The organism is Planctomicrobium stercoris (genome assembly GCF_051465655.1).
In the GTDB taxonomy this organism is placed as follows: Bacteria; Planctomycetota; Planctomycetia; order Planctomycetales; family Planctomycetaceae; genus Planctomicrobium.
Genome location: NZ_CP195791.1, coordinates 874333 through 890992 on the forward strand (window position 1 = coordinate 874333; position 16660 = coordinate 890992).

Sequence of the window (16660 nt, forward strand, 5' to 3'; positions counted from 1 at the left end):
TGTTCGTAGCCCGGGTCAGCTGGCTTCGGTGGCGAGGGAGAGGCGTTCGAGGAACCCTTGGAGTTGTTTGGCTCTGGCGGGGTGCTGGAGTTTGCGGACCGCTTTGGCTTCGATCTGTCGCACCCGTTCCCGCGTCACTTTGAAGATTCGTCCGACTTCTTCCAGCGTATACGTGTACCCGTCCCCCAGGCCGTAGCGGAGTTTGATGATTTCCCGTTCGCGGTAAGTCAGGGTCTTGAGGACCTGATCGATCTTGTCCTTGAGCATTTCCTGGGCAGCCTGGCTGACCGGGTTGTACTCGCTGGTGTCTTCGATGAAGTCGCCGAACAGGCTGTCGTCGTTCTCACCGACCGGCTTGTCGAGGCTGACGGGGGACCGCGACATCTTCAGGACGCGGGCGGCTTCTTCGATGCTCAGATCGGAAGCGGCAGCGACCTCTTCAATGCTCGGTTCGCGTCCCAGTTCCTGCACCAGCTGTTTGCTGACACGGCGGATCCGCGACATCGTTTCGATCATATGGACGGGGATGCGGATCGTGCGGGCCTGATCCGCGATGGCTCGCGTGATCGCCTGCCGGATCCACCACGTGGCATAGGTCGAGAACTTGTACCCGCGGCGGTATTCGTACTTATCGACCGCCCGCATCAGGCCGGTGTTCCCTTCCTGAATCAGGTCGAGGAAGCTCATGCCGCGGTTGCGGTATTTCTTGGCGATCGAGACGACCAGTCGCAGGTTGCCGGCGGAGAGGTCACGCATCGCCTGATCGTAGGCGGCGTAACGCTGATGAATCTCCTCGACCCGGGCCGCCAGCGACTCCGGAGTTTCGAGGGTGAGTTTCATCAGGTCCCGCAGCTCCTGCTCATAGTTCGCACGGCGATCCTTCAGCAGTCGGTCATGTCCGAGCCGTTGGATCTCCGCCTGCAGTTCGGTCATCCGGCGGGAGATCTGTTCGAGTCGTTTGATCAGCGGCTGCAGACGGGTGGTCCGCAGGCTCATCTCTTCCAGCAGCGTGGCGACTTTGCGTCGGCGCTGTTCGAGCTGATTGAACTTCTCTTCCCGGACCAGCTTCTCAGCCCCTTCGGCAGTCGCTTCGCTGAAGTTGAACTGACACTGATCGAGCAGCTGACGGATGGTTTTCAGGTTCAGGGGCATGCGGCCCTGGACCTGTTCGCGTTCGGTGCATTCGGTCAGCGAGATCTTGATGGTGCGGTCGAACGGCAGTTCACCGCGATCGACTTTGACCAGTGTTTCGTAGGCGTCGTTGGAGATGTAGTGACATTCCAGCAGGGTGCGGCGGAACCGTTTGCGGGTCACTTCAATCTTCTTGGCCAGCGCGATTTCCTCAGCGCGGGTCAACAGGGGGATCTCTCCCATTTGAGACAGGTACATCCGCACGGGATCATCGATGGCCCGTCCGCCGCCGGTCTCCTCCAGCATGCCGGTGAGGTTGACGGTCTGCAGCTTTTTCGCCGGGGCTTTCTTCCCGTTGGCCTTGGCCGGCTTGGCGGGGAGGGGAGCCTTCTGTTCATCCCGGATGGAGAGGCCCAGTTCTTCCAGCGAGATGAGCAGAGCGTCGATCTTCTCGGGATTGACCGCCTCATTGGGCAGATATTCATTGACCTGGGTGAACGTCAGGTAGCCTTGCAGCTGTCCCAGTTCTGTCAGTTCCCGCAGGCTCTCGTCCAAACGATGCATTCTTGATTTCTCCCCTGGAAGCGGGCGTGTGTGTCCGGCTTCAGACGGTGGATTTCCGGGTGGCTCTTCGAAGGTGAAATTCCGCTGCCTGCCTGAGCGAAGCCTCCGTGGCTTCATCGAGCTGACCTGCTCCCTCGGGTTGCTGTGACAACTGCATCGACACCCGTTGCTGACGCTTCTCTTCCTCCCGCCATTTCAGGTTGGCTAAAGAGGTCTTCAACAGGGCGGGACAGCCGTCGTCGTCATAATCACTGTCCCGAACTTTCTCGGCGATCCCTTTCGCCATGGCCCGTTCATCAATCCAGACGATCAGGCTCTTCAACTCCGGGCTCTCCACCCGGGCGAGCAGACCCGGCAGGGTCAACTCCCCATTTTCTTCCATCTCCCACAGGCAGCATTCGAGGATCTGCCCCAGGATCGGGTTCCGCAGCGGGTTCTCGCTGACAGGACCCATCACAAATCCCATGTGCTCGGGAGCCGCCAGGATCAATTCGAGCAAGTCGTATTCCAATCGCTCATCCCGATTCATCCGCTGACCGAGAATCCGCTGCACCTCCCGTGAGGTCTCCGGCGCTTTGACGGCGTTCTGGTTCACGCGCACCGGACGCGAACCCCCTGTTCGAATCGCTTTGAGTCTTTCTCGAATCACTTCTTCGGAGAGCATGAGCCGCTGTGAAAGATTTGCAATCAGCAGCGATTCCCGCAGACTTCCTTCCAAATGAGGCACCTGTGCCAGAAGCTGCAGCATCTCTTCGAGGATGCGTTGTCGTCCATCAATGGTCTCGCCGCCATGTTCGGCCCGGGCTGCGCGGAACTGGAATTCCCAGGCCTCCGGGGCACCCTGCACCAGTTGTCGAAACTCATCTGCATTGTAGGCAGCCAGATATTCGGCCGGGTCCATTTTCTGAGGCAACGTCAGGATTCGCAGGTCGACATCCTGAGCCAGAAACCGCTCGACCGCTTTTCGGGCTGCATCCTGTCCTGCCCGGTCGCCATCGAAGACCAGCACGACATGCCGGGCAAAACGCTTCAGTGCGGTGACATGCGAGTCGGTGAGCGCCGTTCCCAGCGTGGCGACAACGTTCAACACTCCGTGCTGATGACAGGTGATGCAGTCGGTATAGCCTTCCACCACGATCGCCTGATCGGAAAGCCGAACCGCATCCCGGGCCTTGTCGATCGCATACAGCAGACGGCTCTTGTGAAAGACCGAACTCTCCGGTCCGTTCCAGTACTTCGCTTCATCTTTGCTGCCGGGCAGCACCCGACCGCCGAAGGAGACCGGCTGTCCCCGTTCGTTACAGATCGGAAACAGCACCCGATTCACAAAGTTGTCGTAATGACGACCCTCTTTGGCACCGACCAGCCGGGCTTCCAGGAGCAATTGCGGAGAATACTTGGTGCGGGACTGCTCCAGCAGCCACGTCCAGTCATTGGGATGAAACCCCAGACGATACTTCTTGATCGTCTCGGGCGTGAAATTCCGCTCAGCGAGATACCGACGGGCCGGTTCGGCCGCGGGCAGCTCCAGCAGCGCCTTGTGAAACACGTTCTCCGCCCACTGCAGCACTTCCAGCAGCTTGGCGCGACTGGCTTCTTCTCCCGAAGTTGAACGGGCTGCCTTTTGTGGGATCGGGACGTTCGCTCGGCGAGCCAGCAGCTCGAGGGCTTCAGGGAACGTGATTTTTTCCCGCTCCATCAAATAAGTGAAGCAGTCCCCTCCGGTATTACACGACCAGCAGCGAAACGTCTGTCGATCCGGATAGACGCTCAGGGAAGGGTTCTTGTCGTCGTGAAAGGGACACAGTCCGACGTACTGCCTGCCGCCATGCCGTGGCTGAAGGGAGATGCTTTCTCCAATCAGGCTGACCAGATCCGTTTGGGATCGGACGGTCTCACGGAATTCCTGGGGAGTCGAAGACGACACGAGTGTCCTGAATAGTGCTGCGAACAGAGCGACGCCGACGGCCCTACAACCGCGCCAGCCAGTCTAATTTGTTTCCGAGGCTCGTCAATTTGACAAGTGAACATCCGGATAGAGGAGGGTTCGCTGTCCGTGAAAAAGGAGCCTTTGGAGTCTACACCCTGGCAGGGCGGGGTCAAATTTCTGAGGAAGAGAAGGAGAAAGAGAAGGGCCCCGCAACCGATTGACCGGCATGAACTTGAACGAGCGCCTTTGAGGCAACGTCTCGCAAAAACCCCCGACCCCTACAACCCAAAACCCCGCCGACCCCTCACCACGACACCCATCACCCCCACCAGCCCCCACACAAACTGGACAGTTGGATTGCGAGACTTTTGGGGAAAGTGAAACAGTAAATCCGAGCAATTTCACGACGATACGGCTTTTCAGCGGGGCGTTTGTTGTGGAATGCTTAGAGGACTCAATACAACTGTTGCCCAACGACTGTCGGTATAAAATGACAAAGTCGAGATGTTGAAGACTGGCTGTTCCCAGTTCGTTTCCGCCTGCTGATCTCCTGATTTGACGAGACATTACCCGAGTTGAGGAAGGTCCCGTTGCAACGACCGCCCAATCAATGCGTCAAGCCGCTTCGGTTTTTGCCGATCGTGAAGTACGCCCTGTGGGGGGGGCGTCGGCTGGAGCTTGATTTGCTGAAGCCTGCCGGGGGACGGGCAGATGCGGCCGAGAGCTGGGAAGTCTGCGACCTGCCCGGCAATGTGAGCGTTGTTGAGTCCGGATTGCACGCAGGGAAATCGCTGCGCGAGTTGATGCAGGAATCGGCGGGGGACCTCCTGGGGCGACATCAAGGCTGTCAGCAGTTCCCTCTGCTGATCAAATTTCTGGACGCGAATCAGCAACTTTCCGTGCAGGTGCATCCGAAAGACTCCACGCGGATGCCTGACGGGACTCTTCGTCTGGGGAAGGCAGAGGCCTGGATCGTCCTGCAAGCGGATCCCGGGAACCGGGTGTATGTCGGACTGCAGCCGGGGGTGACGGAACAGCAACTTTCTGACGCCGTCAAAGCGGGTGATTTCACAGAATGCCTGCACAGCTACGAGGCCCGGCAGGGCGACTGCATTTACCTCGAATCAGGGACTGTTCACGCGCTGGGAGGCGGGTTGTTAGTCGCTGAAATTCAACAGCCGTCGGACATCGCCTATCGGTTTTACGATTGGGGGAGAGTGGATGCGGAAGGGCAGTCCCGGGAGTTGCATCCGGAGCAGGGGATGGCGGCTGTGAATTTTGAAATCGGCCCCGTGAATCCTGTTGTCCCTCGCGTCCTTCCGGGGCGAGCTAGGTCTGAGCTGCTTGTCGACTGCCCGCATTTTGTGATTCATCGGCATCGTGGGGGAGAATCGCTTGATCTCCCGGATGACAATGCCATGCACGTGTTCATGGTTCTGGACGGGCTCGTCAGGCAGGCTGGTTGCGAGCTGCGGCGAGGCGAGACTGTGGTGATCCCTGCGGCGCGGACAGCGTCGAGCTGGGAACTGAGTGACGACGCAATTCTGCTCGATACGCACCTTCCATATTGAGTGGGGCGCTCGTAATTCGCGGGATCAATGAATTCTGGACGTGGCGTTGCTGCTGCAATACGTTGATCCGGAATGGGTTATGTTCAGCGCTGTGTGGATTTGACGCCCGTTGAGCCATTCCGCTAGCATACCCGATTCCCCCGAGATCACCGACGTTCTTTGAAAGTTGGTGGCGAAATGGGAGAAACGGTCGTCGTGTGAACACGGCGTCGGCGATCTGCGGATCGCCCTTGCGAAATTTTCAAATGAATGGCCACGGGGTGATTGCCTCGGCCATGCCCAAAGTCCGGAGACGTTGAAGTGTCTGAAATTGTTGTGAAGGATATTCTCGAAGCAGGGGTTCATTTCGGTCACAAGACCAGCAAGTGGAATCCCAAAATGCGGCCGTACATTTACGGCAAGCGCAATAACATTCACATCATCGACCTGAAGGAAACTGTCCGCGGACTGGTCCGGGCTCAAAAGTACCTGCACAAGGTCGCTGCTCAGGGAAGTCTGATTCTGTTTGTTGGAACCAAGCGACAGGCCGTTGACACTGTGCGGCAGGCTGCCGAATCGTGCGGAATGCCGTACTGCACCGAGCGCTGGCTGGGTGGAATGCTCACCAACTTCCGCACCATCCGCTTCCGCCTGAAGCGACTGGAAGAACTCGAAACCCTGGAAGCCAGCGGTGAACTGGCAACCTACTCCAAGAAGCAGCAGAGCCGTCTGCGTCGCGAATTGAACAAGATTCGCCGCAACCTGGGCGGTATCCGCGAAATGAACCGCCTGCCGGAAGCGATTGTGATCGTCGACCCGAGCAAGGAACATAACTGTATTCACGAATCGAAGATCCTCGGCATCACCACCGTGGCGCTGATCGATACCGACTCGGATCCTGATACCGTCGACCTGCCGATTCCCGGTAACGACGACAGCATCCGCTCGATTCGCATTGTGCTGGGATACCTCGCCAGTGCGATTCAGCAGGGCAAAGCGACCCTGCCACAGAAGACTGAGAAGCCAGCTGACGATGAGCCAAAGGCTGTCGGCCGCATCGGCTAGACCAGTTTGGTCTATCATGTGCAGGCGATTCAGGATTTTCACCGCATGAAAGTCCATATGATCGCCTGCGGAACGCAGTAGATTATTTGCAAAACCGCGCTAATCCAGCTTGGTCGAGCAGAACAAAACGAAACGCCCCGGAAATCCGGGGCGTTTTTTTATGACACGTTGTCGAAGCTTTGTCCGCGTCAGATCACCGGATCGTTTGCGGCGTTTCTGGCTGTGCCGATCAGCACTTCTTCAGAGTTGGGCCCCATGACGATCTCTTTGCGGATCGACGTCTTGCTGGGAAAGATGATGACTTCGATGGCCCAGATCAGGGAAATCAGTTTTCCGGAGAAGGAGTATGGTCCCCAGGGGAGTTGAAGCCGGACCTGTCGCTGGCCTTGAGGAGTCTTCGGCTCCAGCCGGATATTTTTCACGACTGTCAGGTCCGAGTCTCCTTTGCCTTGAGTGTTCCAGACGAGCCGCACTTCGATGGCAGTCGGCGGAGGTTCATTCGCCCCCACATCCCAGAACACGGTGACAGCCGCGATTGTCCCGGGATAGAACGCGTCGTATTCAGTTTCAATGCGCAGGTCGTTCATTCGTGTGGGATCACCCGGATCGAGAATTCGGAACTGATATCGGGCCACATCGGGATTTCACCGAGGAATTTCAGCTGCCACTTGATCTTGTTGTTCTTGGCGGAGAAGGAATGCATTGTGTCGGTCGGAATGCGGATTTCGACCTCCCCTTGAGCGATGACCGTGGGCTCCATCGACTCAAACAGGGTCTCCTCGTAAAAGACCGCCGTATCAGTATGGGTATTGGTTCCGCGAGTGTAACGGGCCTCCTCCACCCCCTTGATTGACACCTGAACTTTACGGATGGAGTGTGCTGAACCCCGGTACTGCCAGGAAAGGACGGCGGTTCCCCCCAGCGGAATCATTCTTCGGCTCAGAGTGAGGATGGGGATCGGATTGAAGAGTCCCAGGAAGGTGTGGAAGACACCGTAGATCAGGAGCAGACCGATCCCGGCAAACGGAATGATGAAGAGTTCGGGGAGCCACTGCCATTTCCCCTGTATCCAGTCAGGGATTCGGGATGAGCAGAACCCCAGCACGACTCCGTTCCAGATCAGAGCGATCACCAGCACGACAACGAAGGAGGCCAACGGCGTTGACTCCGGCTTCAATGTGACCGGACCCGGTTCTTCGATCAGGTCTTCATCGTCGAAATCCGATTTGGAAACGGTGACAGCAACCGGGCTCGAATTTTTGAGTTCCGGGTCAATTCGCTCAAACGGAGCCATCTCATCCAGGGTTTGTTTCGGGGCAGGTTGCTTACGTCGACGCCTCCAGAACGCGTACATCCCGCCCAGTCCTACCGCAAAAAACGGGACGCCGAACAATCCCCAGAGCAGGTTCCAGTCGGCATTCCGGTTCAGCACCGAATCGGATGGATTTGCGGGGTCGACATAGCATGTGGTGTTCAGCCCCGGAGGGTACTGCTCAACCACTTTTTCCTTAGCAGCCTTGCCGCTCGTTTTCTTCGTGAAGAACGAGTAACGATTCCCGGTGAACGGCCGACCATCCACTTCGTAGTCGTAATGGATTTCGATTAAATATGTATCGTTCCCAACAACTTCGCTGGAGACGATCGTGCAGGGGACCGCTTGCCAGGACTGGGCTTCCACCATCCGGATTAAAGGCTGCAGTGTTGCGATCCAGATCAGGAACGCACCCGCCATCAGGAACAGGGAAAAGAAGACCGATCCCACCAGCGTTGCGATGCAGCCTCCGCATCCGATCGACGCAGAACTTCTTGGAAGGGAGCGTGCGGGGGGCAGGGGACTGGCCTCACCAGATTCATGTACCATGCTGCAACTCGGAGACCTCGCGGGGGATGTCAGTTCGCAGGGTTTTGGTTTTTGCGGACGTGGACTTGTCCTCTGTTGTTTCTCTGTAAGAACTTCGGCTGAGGTGCGGAGAGCTGTCGTTTGTTTGCGGCGCTGATGGCACCCGGACTGCTTGCGTGAAAGTCAGCCTATTGGATGGTGTCATCCTTTTCGACCGGGACTGCGGGGGCAGGCTTGGCGTCCTCAGGCGTTCCTGCAACCGGCTTTTCGATGATGCCCCACATGTGTCCCCCGATATTTCCGTGCTGCCAGGTTCCTGCATAGCGATTGCCGTAGAACATCACTCGAGCCGTGAAGCCATCTCCGACAAGCGGGATGGTCAGGTCTGTCAGCTGGATCATCGGAGTGTCTCCCGCCCAGAGGACATGCACGGGAACAGGAATCGGCAACTCCGCCTGTCCTACCTTCATGCGGGACTGGATGATCCACTGGTCATCTTTGACTTTGCGAACGGTATCGATCGAATACCGCTCGGAGCGTGGAACTGCGTCCGGCTGCAGGTCCATACTGAACTTTCCGACCAGTGTTGCTTCGGTCAGAAGCTTCACGAACTCCTGTTCCGCGGGCGTCAGGGGATCGACGATGGTTGCGGGCGGAAGTGGCGTGGCCGGTTTTTCTTGAGCCGAAGTGACCGCAGTCGTGAGGAGCAGGATGGAGAGGGCTGTCAGGCAGATCTTCATTTTCGAGTGCTCCTGTGTGTGGATTGCGACTGCCGTGTTAATTCTTTGAACGGTATCGGGGGACTGACGTCCCCCGCTCGCCGATTGTCGTATTCGTTCAGCTTTTCGCTAATTCCTCATCCCATTCATCCAGCAGCGGCCAATCGACGGCGCAGGTGCCGAAGTCTGCCATGTGCTGGTACTGTTCCAGACGGTCGATGGTTTTCTGCAGATGTGCGTTGTCTTTCTTGAAGGCGGGGCCATGGCTGGGGAGGAGCCATTCGACATCGCTGGCCTGAATCCGCTTGAGAGATTTCACAAACGCGGGCAGGTCCGAACCGTGATGGGCGTCGATGTTCCCGACGCAGCCGTCGCGGTAAATGTTGTCACCCGACAGCAGGAGGTTGCCCATGCGGAATGACAGCTGTGCCGGGGCATGACCGGGGGTGTGCCAGACTTCGAGGTTCAGGCTGCCGATCTGCAGCACGTCCCCTTCGTTGATGGTCTTGTCGAATTGAATCGTTGGGAGGTCGATCGAGATTCCCTGAGCGGCAATCTCGGCGTAGGTCATTATGCGTTCCCCTTCCGCCATCAGCTTGGCAGCGTGGGGGTGCCCGATAACCTGTGCCTGGGGCATCATTTCCTTGGCGCGTTTCATTCCCTGGATGTGGTCGACATCCGCGTGAGTCGCGACGAGATACTTGCACTGAGCGAGAGGAAAATCGAGCTGGCGAATGATGCCGACAATATCTTCCAGCGTGTCCGTGTAGCCGATGTCAATGAGCGCCCATTCGTCGCCATCGTACACCAGATAGACACAGCAGCCCATCTGGCGACGGGCCTGGTGGTTCATCTCAATGACGTGAGGAAAGAGTTCACGCCGTGGCTTCATCGATACATCCTTCGCAATAACTGTCTTCTGCGGGCCAGCGGGACGAACGAATGCTCATCGAGACCGACAACTCACCCCGCCTGATTTTAGAAGCTTCTCTCCCCTCCTGCCATGAGTTGAGTGAAAGATATCAGAGATCGGCTGTCAGTTTTCAGATGTGTGTCGAACCAGCAATCTGAAAACGGCCTGCTGGTCTGTGAAAACTCAGTAATCCAGACTTGCTCCGCCATCGACTTCGAGCCCTTGACCGGTGATGAAACTGGAGTCTTCTGTCGCGAGAAACAGACAAACTCTCCCGATTTCCTCAGGGGTCGCCATTCTGCCCAGCACCTGCAACTCGGACACCCGTTGAAGTGCCCCCTGGGGATCGGGGAGCGTAGCGGCCCATTCCCGCATCATCGGTGTGTCGACGTTGCTGGGAAGGACTGCATTCACCCGGATTCCCTGCGGTCCAAGCTCCAGTGCCAGTGCTTTTGTCAGGCTGAGTTGAGCCCCTTTCGTGGCGGCATAGGCTGAAGAGTCGCGCTGCCCAAGGACGGCAGTCATCGAACTCATGTTGATGATCGTTCCGCGGGTCCGGCGAAGGTGCGGAAGTGCGAACTTGATCGCAGCATACGTGCTGACAAAATTGATCCGGAACAACCGATCCAGATCGGATAACGACGTATCGTCGATCGAGGTCGCTGCAGGATGCACTCCGGCATTGTTGATGAGGCTGTCGATCTGTCCCAGCTGACGGACAGTTTCTTCGACAGCGTGCTCCAGCTGGTGGAGATCAGTGACATCGCATTCGAACGCAACGATCTTTCCCGGTCCTCGTGCGTTCAGTTCCGCAGCAAGCGTCTGGCCCTGCTGTGCATTGATGTCAAAAATGGCGACATTGGCCCCTTCTGCAGCAAAGACCTTGACGCATCCAGCGCCGATTCCCTGGCTGCCGCCAGTCACAATGACGGTGCGATTCCTGAATCGCATGGTTCGATTCTCCTGATCGTGACGAATGGAAGGCCTGTGTTGCCGGAAGGTTTCGAGGGGCGTCCGTGGTTCCACGTGTTTCGTGAGCTAGTGTTGGGAAGCAGTGAGCTTGATGCCCGTGAACAGTTGTCCGCTGTCTGTGGGAAATACTCAAGCCTGAGTCGTTCCGGCTCGTCGCGTCCGGCCGTTTCCCGTTTTTGCAGTTCAGTCTCCTTCATCAGATCTCTGAAACTGAATTCTGAATTTCATTTCCCATGTCCGACCGTTCGAAAACCCTGAATCCGGAAATCCCGCCGCTGTCTGGTTCTGATAAATCGTCAGATCTGCAGGACGTCTACGTCGAAGCGGGACGGGGCGGAGTGGTCAAAAAGCAGGTCACCCCGGAAGTCATTCGCGGCAATCAGCATCTCGAAGAGCTGTTCCGGCGAGTCAACTCGCTGCTGGGTGACCACGATGATCAGGCGGCCCCGTTTCTGCCACGTGTCCCGGACACGCTGGAGGAGATGGGATTGCGGGAAGACGATGCCCAGAAACTGGTGTTGAAGTTTCTGCTTCAGAAGGGATCCGCACTCGGACGCGAGATTAGTAATCAGGTCAAGATCCCTTTCAGCATCCTGTTTCCCATGCTGAAAGACTGGAAAAACGAACAACTGGTTTCCTATCGAGCTGCGGGCGAGATGGGGGACTATGTCTTCGCGATTGTCGAACACGGTCGCGAACGGGCCCGAAAATTCAATGAAGAATGCAGCTACTTCGGCTCAGCTCCCGTTGGACTGCCAGAGTATCTGAAGGCGATGGAGATGCAGACCATTGCCGGCAAAGAAGCGACAGAGGAAGACCTGCAGCAGGCATTTTCCGACCTGCTGATCACGGAAACCATGTTCGATCGCCTGGGGCCCGCGATCAACTCCGGTCGCGGTATGTTCCTGTTCGGCGAACCCGGTAACGGAAAAACAAGTATTGCCGAACGGATCACCCGCTGCTTCGGGGATTCGGTCTGGATTCCCCGGACGCTGGGCATCGATGGAGACATTATCCGGCTCTTCGATCCCGGAGTGCATGAAGAATTGCGGAACGAGCAGGTGGGAGGACTGTTCGATCTTTCGGGAGTGGATCCCCGCTGGGTGCGGATTCGCCGACCTACCATCGTCGCGGGGGGTGAACTCACGATGAATGAACTGGAGGTCACCCAGAACCCGGTCACCAAAATCTGTGAAGCACCGCTGCAGTTGAAGAGTAACTGTGGAACTCTGGTCATCGACGACTTCGGTCGACAGACGATGCCGGTGGACGTGCTGCTCAATCGCTGGATCGTCCCCCTGGAGAAACGGTTTGACTATCTGAACCTGCCGAGCGGAAAGAAGATTCAGGTTCCGTTCGACCAGCTGATCATCTTCTCGACCAATCTCGAGCCGAGCGACCTTGTCGACGGGGCGTTTCTGCGACGCATTCCGTACAAGATTGAAGTGCCCGATCCATCACGGGAACACTTCCGCAAGCTGTTTCAGATCATGGCCCCGAAAGTGGGGCTGCTTTATGACATCGCGGATATCGACTATCTGATCGATACCCATTACGTCGCGAAGAAACGACCATTCCGGAACTGCCAGCCGCGTGACCTGCTCCAGCAGGTTCGCAACTTCTGCATCTACAAGAAGTCACCGAAGGTGGTCACCCGTGAAGCACTCGACTTCGCTGTCGAGAACTACTTCTCGATGATGTGATGACCCGCGGATAATGATCAGGGGGCCGTTAAATTGAACGACGTAACATCCTGGACTTAGTCGGTCCCAAAGCTGCGGTCAGCTCCCGCACAGTGCCAGGGCGTCGCGGCAGGAGTTTTCCAGAATTTCGTCCGCGCGCATCTCGAACCGCAAGCGGGCACCATGGACTCCGGATGCTTCCAGACAGTCGATGGATTGGTTCGAGGTCGGTTCGTACCCGTCGGCCGACTCGTTCCGCTGGATGTAGTTCGCAATTTCATCGGCGACGGCAATCAGGCTCACGAGGCGTTGGTGCGTCGGAGCTGAAGAGGGAGAGTGGTGATAGCGGATCGCAGCGGTCAGGCAGCCCGGGAGATTGTTTCCGATGGAAAACCACGCACCGACTTCTGCATGGTTGGTCTGGAAGAAATACTGCTCGCGGATCAGCGACTGCTCATCTTCGTAGAAGTCGACCGAGTCCCCTTGCAGGAATCGATCCGGCATCGCGACTGCCAGCAGAATCCGTCCGATGTCGTGCATGAGTCCAGCGGTGAATTCTTCGCCGTGAAATCCCGTGCCGAGTCCCCGGTTCAGGTTGGCTGCGACGACAGCTGTCACCATTCCGTGCCGCCAGAGAACCTCCTGAATCCACGCCTCCTGAGTCGCGAAAGCTTCGATCAGGCTGGCGACGCTGGCGGTGAGGATGAGATTTCTGCAGTGCGTGAGCCCCAGCCGCACGGTCGCTTCTGTCAGTGTGGCGACAGGGCGATTTCCGCAATAGGCAGCGCTGTTGGCGATCCGCAGCATTTCGGCAGCCAGTTTGAGATCCTGTTCGATGATCCGGGTCAGTTCCCGGATTGTGCAATCAGGGTCTTTCATCAGCTCCATGGCCTGATGTGCGATGGCGGGGAGCATCTGCACTCTGTGGAAGCGTCCGCAGATGCGGTCCAGCAAAAGTGATGGGATCGCAATGGACTGCAATTCAAACTGTCCGGTCTGATCGCTGGCCGCCGAGCCCATGCCTGATTCCTCAATGACGGAATGCTGCATTACAGCAGATGACTTCGCCAGAACTGTATGTCCTGCCGGAAGCGGCTTGTGAATTAGTGGTCAGAAACGTTTTGCAAGCGGGTGGGGTTGTGGCGGTCGCAGCGATTAAAGGGTCGTCGTTTTTCCGCGAGCTGACAGCGTGAAGTGAGAATACTCGCCTGCAAGAGTTTCATTTTCATTCCCCGTTCCGCACGTTCCGCAGGGGGACGAGGCCAGAGGAACACCGTGGGACTCGTCGAAAAACGTTCATACAGGTTGGCACTCCTCAGGACTCTGCGAACAATGTGACGTTGCGGGCTTGAGTTGCTCTTTCCTGATTGATCGAGGGAAGGGGGGGACCGTTGCTACGGTCTGTCACCATGAGACAGCGCAAATCAGGCAGAGAGTCTGAGTGGTACGTTTTCACGGATGAAGAATCCGGTCCGCACACCTTCCAGCAATTGGCCGAACGCCTTGCACGTGGCGACCTGATGGACACCGATCTCGTCCGGCATCAGGACTTACCGGAATGGCAGCGGGTCGATCAAAGACCCGATCTGCTGCAGGCTGCAAATGTTCTTCGTCACAGGAACGAATCGTCAGGCCGCGAGTCTCTCTCAGGCCTGCCTCGTCGTTTCCTGTCGAGTCGACGAGGGTTGGCGGGACTCACTCTCCTGATGATTCTGCTGGTGATTGGCTGGTCGTGGAATCCGTTTCGTTCCCGACATGGTCCTCCGGTTCGAGGTGCAGCTGAGATCGAATGGGGAAGGAGGAGTCGACTTGAACAAAGCCCCGCGACCGCGTCAGATCCTTCAGAGTCAGTTTCTGACCAGCGTACGATTGTCCCGGGATTTGAACCGGTGAGCTGGGTGAAATCGCCCACTCTGAGTGCAGACATGCTGACGATCGTTTACGTAGCGGACGCGGGGAAAACACAGCAGGAAGACTTGTTCATTGCTGAGCGAGCGTCTGTCAGCGATCCGTTTACTCATCATCGGCCGGTGGTGCATGCCAACAGTGAACAACGAGAGGTTCAACCCACACTCTCACCTGATGGGCTTGAGCTGATTTTTGTCCGGAGAGGGAAATCATCGACTCTCTGGTACTCGCGGCGCAACAGCAGGTCGCAGATGTTTGCGAACGCCCGGCCACTTGTGCTGATGGACGATCCGGCTCCGGGTTCCCATCAGACCGCCCCGCAGTTCATTGATGACCGGACAATACAATTCACGGTTACCCAGCCCGGCAGTCGGCACCAATCACGTTGGTTTGCTTCCCGCCTCGATGCAGAACGTTTTCAGATGACGGAGCCAGTCCCGGAGACCGGATTTCGTTCTACCTTTTTTATCAACCATGATCGAACGCGAGCCTATTGTCAGACGCAGGCTGGCGTGATGGTGGAGTTCTACAACCCGACCACTCGCGTGTTTGACTCTCCAGTTACGCTGATTCCGACAGACAGGCTGACAGTCAAAGAGTCTGACGCAGACGATTCCATCTGGGTCTCTCCTGATGAAGATGTCGTCTACTTCAGTGCCCCGGAGCTGGGAGCGGATCACCAGTCGGGCAGACGGCTCTGGAAGATGCCGCTGACAATGGGCCTCAAGCATTCCATGCCATGAGTTGCCAGAGTGCGAAGAGAAATGCGGGCGCCAAAGCGAGGATCGCCCATCCCCAGACAAGAACTGTCTGCCAGCGGCTCAGATCCAGCGACACTGCTGGCGAGACGATCTCGACCCGCTCCCGCAATCCGGGAGACATCTCAGGCAACCGCAGGTTTCCCGTGCACAACTGCCGGGTGACCCGCGCGAGGCCCGCCAGGGCGAGAATATCAGCCAGCAGGTAAAGCAGTCTGGCTGTCGAGCCCCACCAGGTTTCACTCCCCTGCAGGGTGACCGTCGCCAGCCAGGCTTGCATCAACCCCAGTGCGTGCGGCGTCAGCGTCAAGGTGAGCAGGCAGGTGATCAGTGTCGGCAACAGCCAGCTTGCGCGATGGATCAGTCCCTGAAAAGAGGAGATCTCGACGCTGCGAAACCGCTCCGAGATAGTCGTCAATGCAATGGTGAACAATGTCAGAGCAGCGGTCTGGCAGATCAGCATCGGCACGAGCCATTGGTTCAGTTCTGCGGTGACGGCGAATGCGCCGATCAGCAGAATCTGCTGCGTCCAGGCGACAGCACTGCTCTGGAGTCGAGGCAGGTAGGCCTGCGAGAAGAGCAGCGACGAAACGAACAGGGCACCGGGAATGGAGATGCTCAGTCCCCACCAGGCGAAATCCCGCAGAGCACCAGCATCAATCTCGACCAGCAGTCGAAGCCCGATCAGAAAGACCGCTTTGACCCAGGTCAGCAGCCACAATCGTTCCGGCAACGAGGAAGTGGCACTCACCTCTGACATCCAGACCTGCATCGGAAACCCTGCTCCCATCACCACGATCCCTGCGAGAACCAGAAACGCCGGCAACGTGCGATATTCCCCCCAGAGCTGTTCGGCTGCAGGATGATTTTCAATTGCGGTATGAATAATTTCCGTCAGCGTGGTGAGTGTCGCACTGCTTTCTCCGGGGACCCCTTGCGGAGCAGATCGAATGGCAGCAGCAGTGGACATGAACATCGCCAATCCGGCAGCCAGCAAGATCAGTCCAAGTGTCTGTACCGAAAGGAACAGGCTTGCGGAGGCTCTCTTGTCTTCGATTCCATTTCGGGCAATCGAGAAAGCAATCAGCAGGATCGCGAAGAACGCACCACTCAGGAGTGAACCGAGGTCCCGTCCGACAATGAAAAGAGCGAGCGCCCCCGTCAGAAGCAGATAAGTGGCGATCCGAGAAGTGGTCTGCCGGGATTCAGCTGTGAACGCCTGAGCGGTCATCGCCAGCCACGGCAGAAGGGATAGGAAGACAGCGGTCACCGGAACAACTCCCCACACGACATGGTCAATGAACTGGGGGTCGTGACCCGATCCCGGCAATGCCCAGCCCACTTCCACGGTGAAACGAGGACCTGCGAATGCCACTGGCAGTAAACCCAGTGAACAGACTGCGAGCAGCAGTTGGACGATCAGGGCGATTTGCTGAGCCGTTTTGAGTGACCGCGTCATCCCGCAGGCCAGAAGCAGGCCAGCGCCGATCGGGCAGAGCACCAGCGCCTGCAACAGATACGGTGCGAGATGCTGCAGGATGTCCATGGGCGGCCACAGGGGAGATTTAATGATAGACGACCGATGGACGATACTCCGCCGCGAGCCAATAAAAAAGCCCGGGAGCGGG

13 protein-coding genes are annotated in these 16660 nt (G+C 57.5%); 4 read left to right on the forward strand and 9 right to left on the reverse strand.

Going from position 1 to position 16660, the window contains the following annotated elements:
- Positions 1-15 precede the first annotated feature (15 nt).
- Together rpoD and dnaG are read right to left on the reverse strand one after the other, a co-directional pair.
- Complete coding sequence (gene rpoD, locus SH661x_RS03530) at positions 16-1695, reverse strand: RNA polymerase sigma factor RpoD (protein WP_437226195.1); 1680 nt, start codon at positions 1693-1695, stop codon at positions 16-18.
- Positions 1696-1735: 40 nt separating this feature from the next.
- Positions 1736-3622, reverse strand: a complete 1887-nt coding sequence (gene dnaG / locus SH661x_RS03535; protein WP_437228074.1) for a DNA primase — start codon at positions 3620-3622, stop codon at positions 1736-1738.
- A 593-nt stretch (positions 3623-4215) separates the two neighbouring features.
- Here dnaG and SH661x_RS03540 point away from each other — a divergent pair.
- Positions 4216-5196 (forward strand): type I phosphomannose isomerase catalytic subunit, encoded by a 981-nt coding sequence (locus SH661x_RS03540; protein WP_437228076.1) that lies wholly within the window; start codon positions 4216-4218, stop codon positions 5194-5196.
- 300 nt (positions 5197-5496) lie between these two features.
- Positions 5497-6240, forward strand: a complete 744-nt coding sequence (rpsB, locus tag SH661x_RS03545; RefSeq protein ID WP_437228078.1) for a 30S ribosomal protein S2 — start codon at positions 5497-5499, stop codon at positions 6238-6240.
- A 188-nt stretch (positions 6241-6428) separates the two neighbouring features.
- Here rpsB and SH661x_RS03550 read toward each other — a convergent pair whose 3' ends face one another.
- The 5 genes from SH661x_RS03550 to SH661x_RS03570 form a co-directional block, all read right to left on the reverse strand.
- Positions 6429-6827, reverse strand: coding sequence for a hypothetical protein (locus SH661x_RS03550; RefSeq protein WP_437228080.1), 399 nt, complete (start codon positions 6825-6827; stop codon positions 6429-6431).
- Positions 6824-8101 carry a DUF3592 domain-containing protein gene (locus SH661x_RS03555; RefSeq protein WP_437228082.1) on the reverse strand — a complete coding sequence of 426 codons (1278 nt, stop codon included), beginning with the start codon at positions 8099-8101 and terminating at the stop codon, positions 6824-6826. The genes SH661x_RS03550 and SH661x_RS03555 overlap by 4 nt, the downstream gene beginning before the upstream one ends.
- 167 nt (positions 8102-8268) lie before the next feature.
- Positions 8269-8820: a hypothetical protein gene (locus SH661x_RS03560; protein WP_437228084.1), complete on the reverse strand. Its 552-nt coding sequence runs from the start codon at positions 8818-8820 to the stop codon at positions 8269-8271.
- 97 nt (positions 8821-8917) lie between these two features.
- Positions 8918-9691, reverse strand: coding sequence for an MBL fold metallo-hydrolase (locus SH661x_RS03565; protein WP_437228085.1), 774 nt, complete (start codon positions 9689-9691; stop codon positions 8918-8920).
- Between the two features lie 204 nt (positions 9692-9895).
- Positions 9896-10663 carry an SDR family NAD(P)-dependent oxidoreductase gene (locus tag SH661x_RS03570; protein ID WP_437228087.1) on the reverse strand — a complete coding sequence of 256 codons (768 nt, stop codon included), beginning with the start codon at positions 10661-10663 and terminating at the stop codon, positions 9896-9898.
- Between the two features lie 254 nt (positions 10664-10917).
- Here SH661x_RS03570 and SH661x_RS03575 point away from each other — a divergent pair, with 254 nt between their 5' ends.
- Positions 10918-12387 (forward strand): AAA family ATPase, encoded by a 1470-nt coding sequence (locus SH661x_RS03575; RefSeq protein ID WP_437228089.1) that lies wholly within the window; start codon positions 10918-10920, stop codon positions 12385-12387.
- A 78-nt stretch (positions 12388-12465) separates the two neighbouring features.
- Here the strand turns inward: SH661x_RS03575 and SH661x_RS03580 are convergent, their stop codons facing one another.
- Positions 12466-13416, reverse strand: coding sequence for an HDOD domain-containing protein (locus tag SH661x_RS03580; RefSeq protein WP_437228091.1), 951 nt, complete (start codon positions 13414-13416; stop codon positions 12466-12468).
- Positions 13417-13775: 359 nt separating this feature from the next.
- Between SH661x_RS03580 and SH661x_RS03585 the strand changes: the two genes are divergently transcribed.
- Complete coding sequence (locus tag SH661x_RS03585; RefSeq protein WP_437228093.1) at positions 13776-15017, forward strand: DUF4339 domain-containing protein; 1242 nt, start codon at positions 13776-13778, stop codon at positions 15015-15017.
- On the opposite strand, the gene SH661x_RS03590 is transcribed toward SH661x_RS03585, so the two are convergent.
- Positions 14998-16578, reverse strand: a complete 1581-nt coding sequence (locus tag SH661x_RS03590) for a hypothetical protein (RefSeq protein ID WP_437228095.1) — start codon at positions 16576-16578, stop codon at positions 14998-15000. The two genes, SH661x_RS03585 and SH661x_RS03590, sit on opposite strands and share 20 nt — an antisense overlap.
- Positions 16579-16660 lie beyond the last annotated feature (82 nt).

What these genes read in the sequence shown, in the direction of transcription:
- rpoD (WP_437226195.1), bottom strand. Translation starts at nt 1,695, where the DNA reads ATGCATCGTTTGGACGAGAGCCTGCGGGAACTGACAGAACTGGGACAG.
- SH661x_RS03550 (WP_437228080.1), bottom strand. Translation starts at nt 6,827, where the DNA reads ATGAACGACCTGCGCATTGAAACTGAATACGACGCGTTCTATCCCGGG.
- SH661x_RS03555 (WP_437228082.1), bottom strand. Translation starts at nt 8,101, where the DNA reads ATGGTACATGAATCTGGTGAGGCCAGTCCCCTGCCCCCCGCACGCTCC.
- SH661x_RS03560 (WP_437228084.1), bottom strand. Translation starts at nt 8,820, where the DNA reads ATGAAGATCTGCCTGACAGCCCTCTCCATCCTGCTCCTCACGACTGCG.
- SH661x_RS03565 (WP_437228085.1), bottom strand. Translation starts at nt 9,691, where the DNA reads ATGAAGCCACGGCGTGAACTCTTTCCTCACGTCATTGAGATGAACCAC.
- SH661x_RS03570 (WP_437228087.1), bottom strand. Translation starts at nt 10,663, where the DNA reads ATGCGATTCAGGAATCGCACCGTCATTGTGACTGGCGGCAGCCAGGGA.
- SH661x_RS03575 (WP_437228089.1), top strand. Translation starts at nt 10,918, where the DNA reads ATGTCCGACCGTTCGAAAACCCTGAATCCGGAAATCCCGCCGCTGTCT.
- SH661x_RS03580 (WP_437228091.1), bottom strand. Translation starts at nt 13,416, where the DNA reads ATGCAGCATTCCGTCATTGAGGAATCAGGCATGGGCTCGGCGGCCAGC.
- SH661x_RS03585 (WP_437228093.1), top strand. Translation starts at nt 13,776, where the DNA reads ATGAGACAGCGCAAATCAGGCAGAGAGTCTGAGTGGTACGTTTTCACG.
- SH661x_RS03590 (WP_437228095.1), bottom strand. Translation starts at nt 16,578, where the DNA reads ATGGACATCCTGCAGCATCTCGCACCGTATCTGTTGCAGGCGCTGGTG.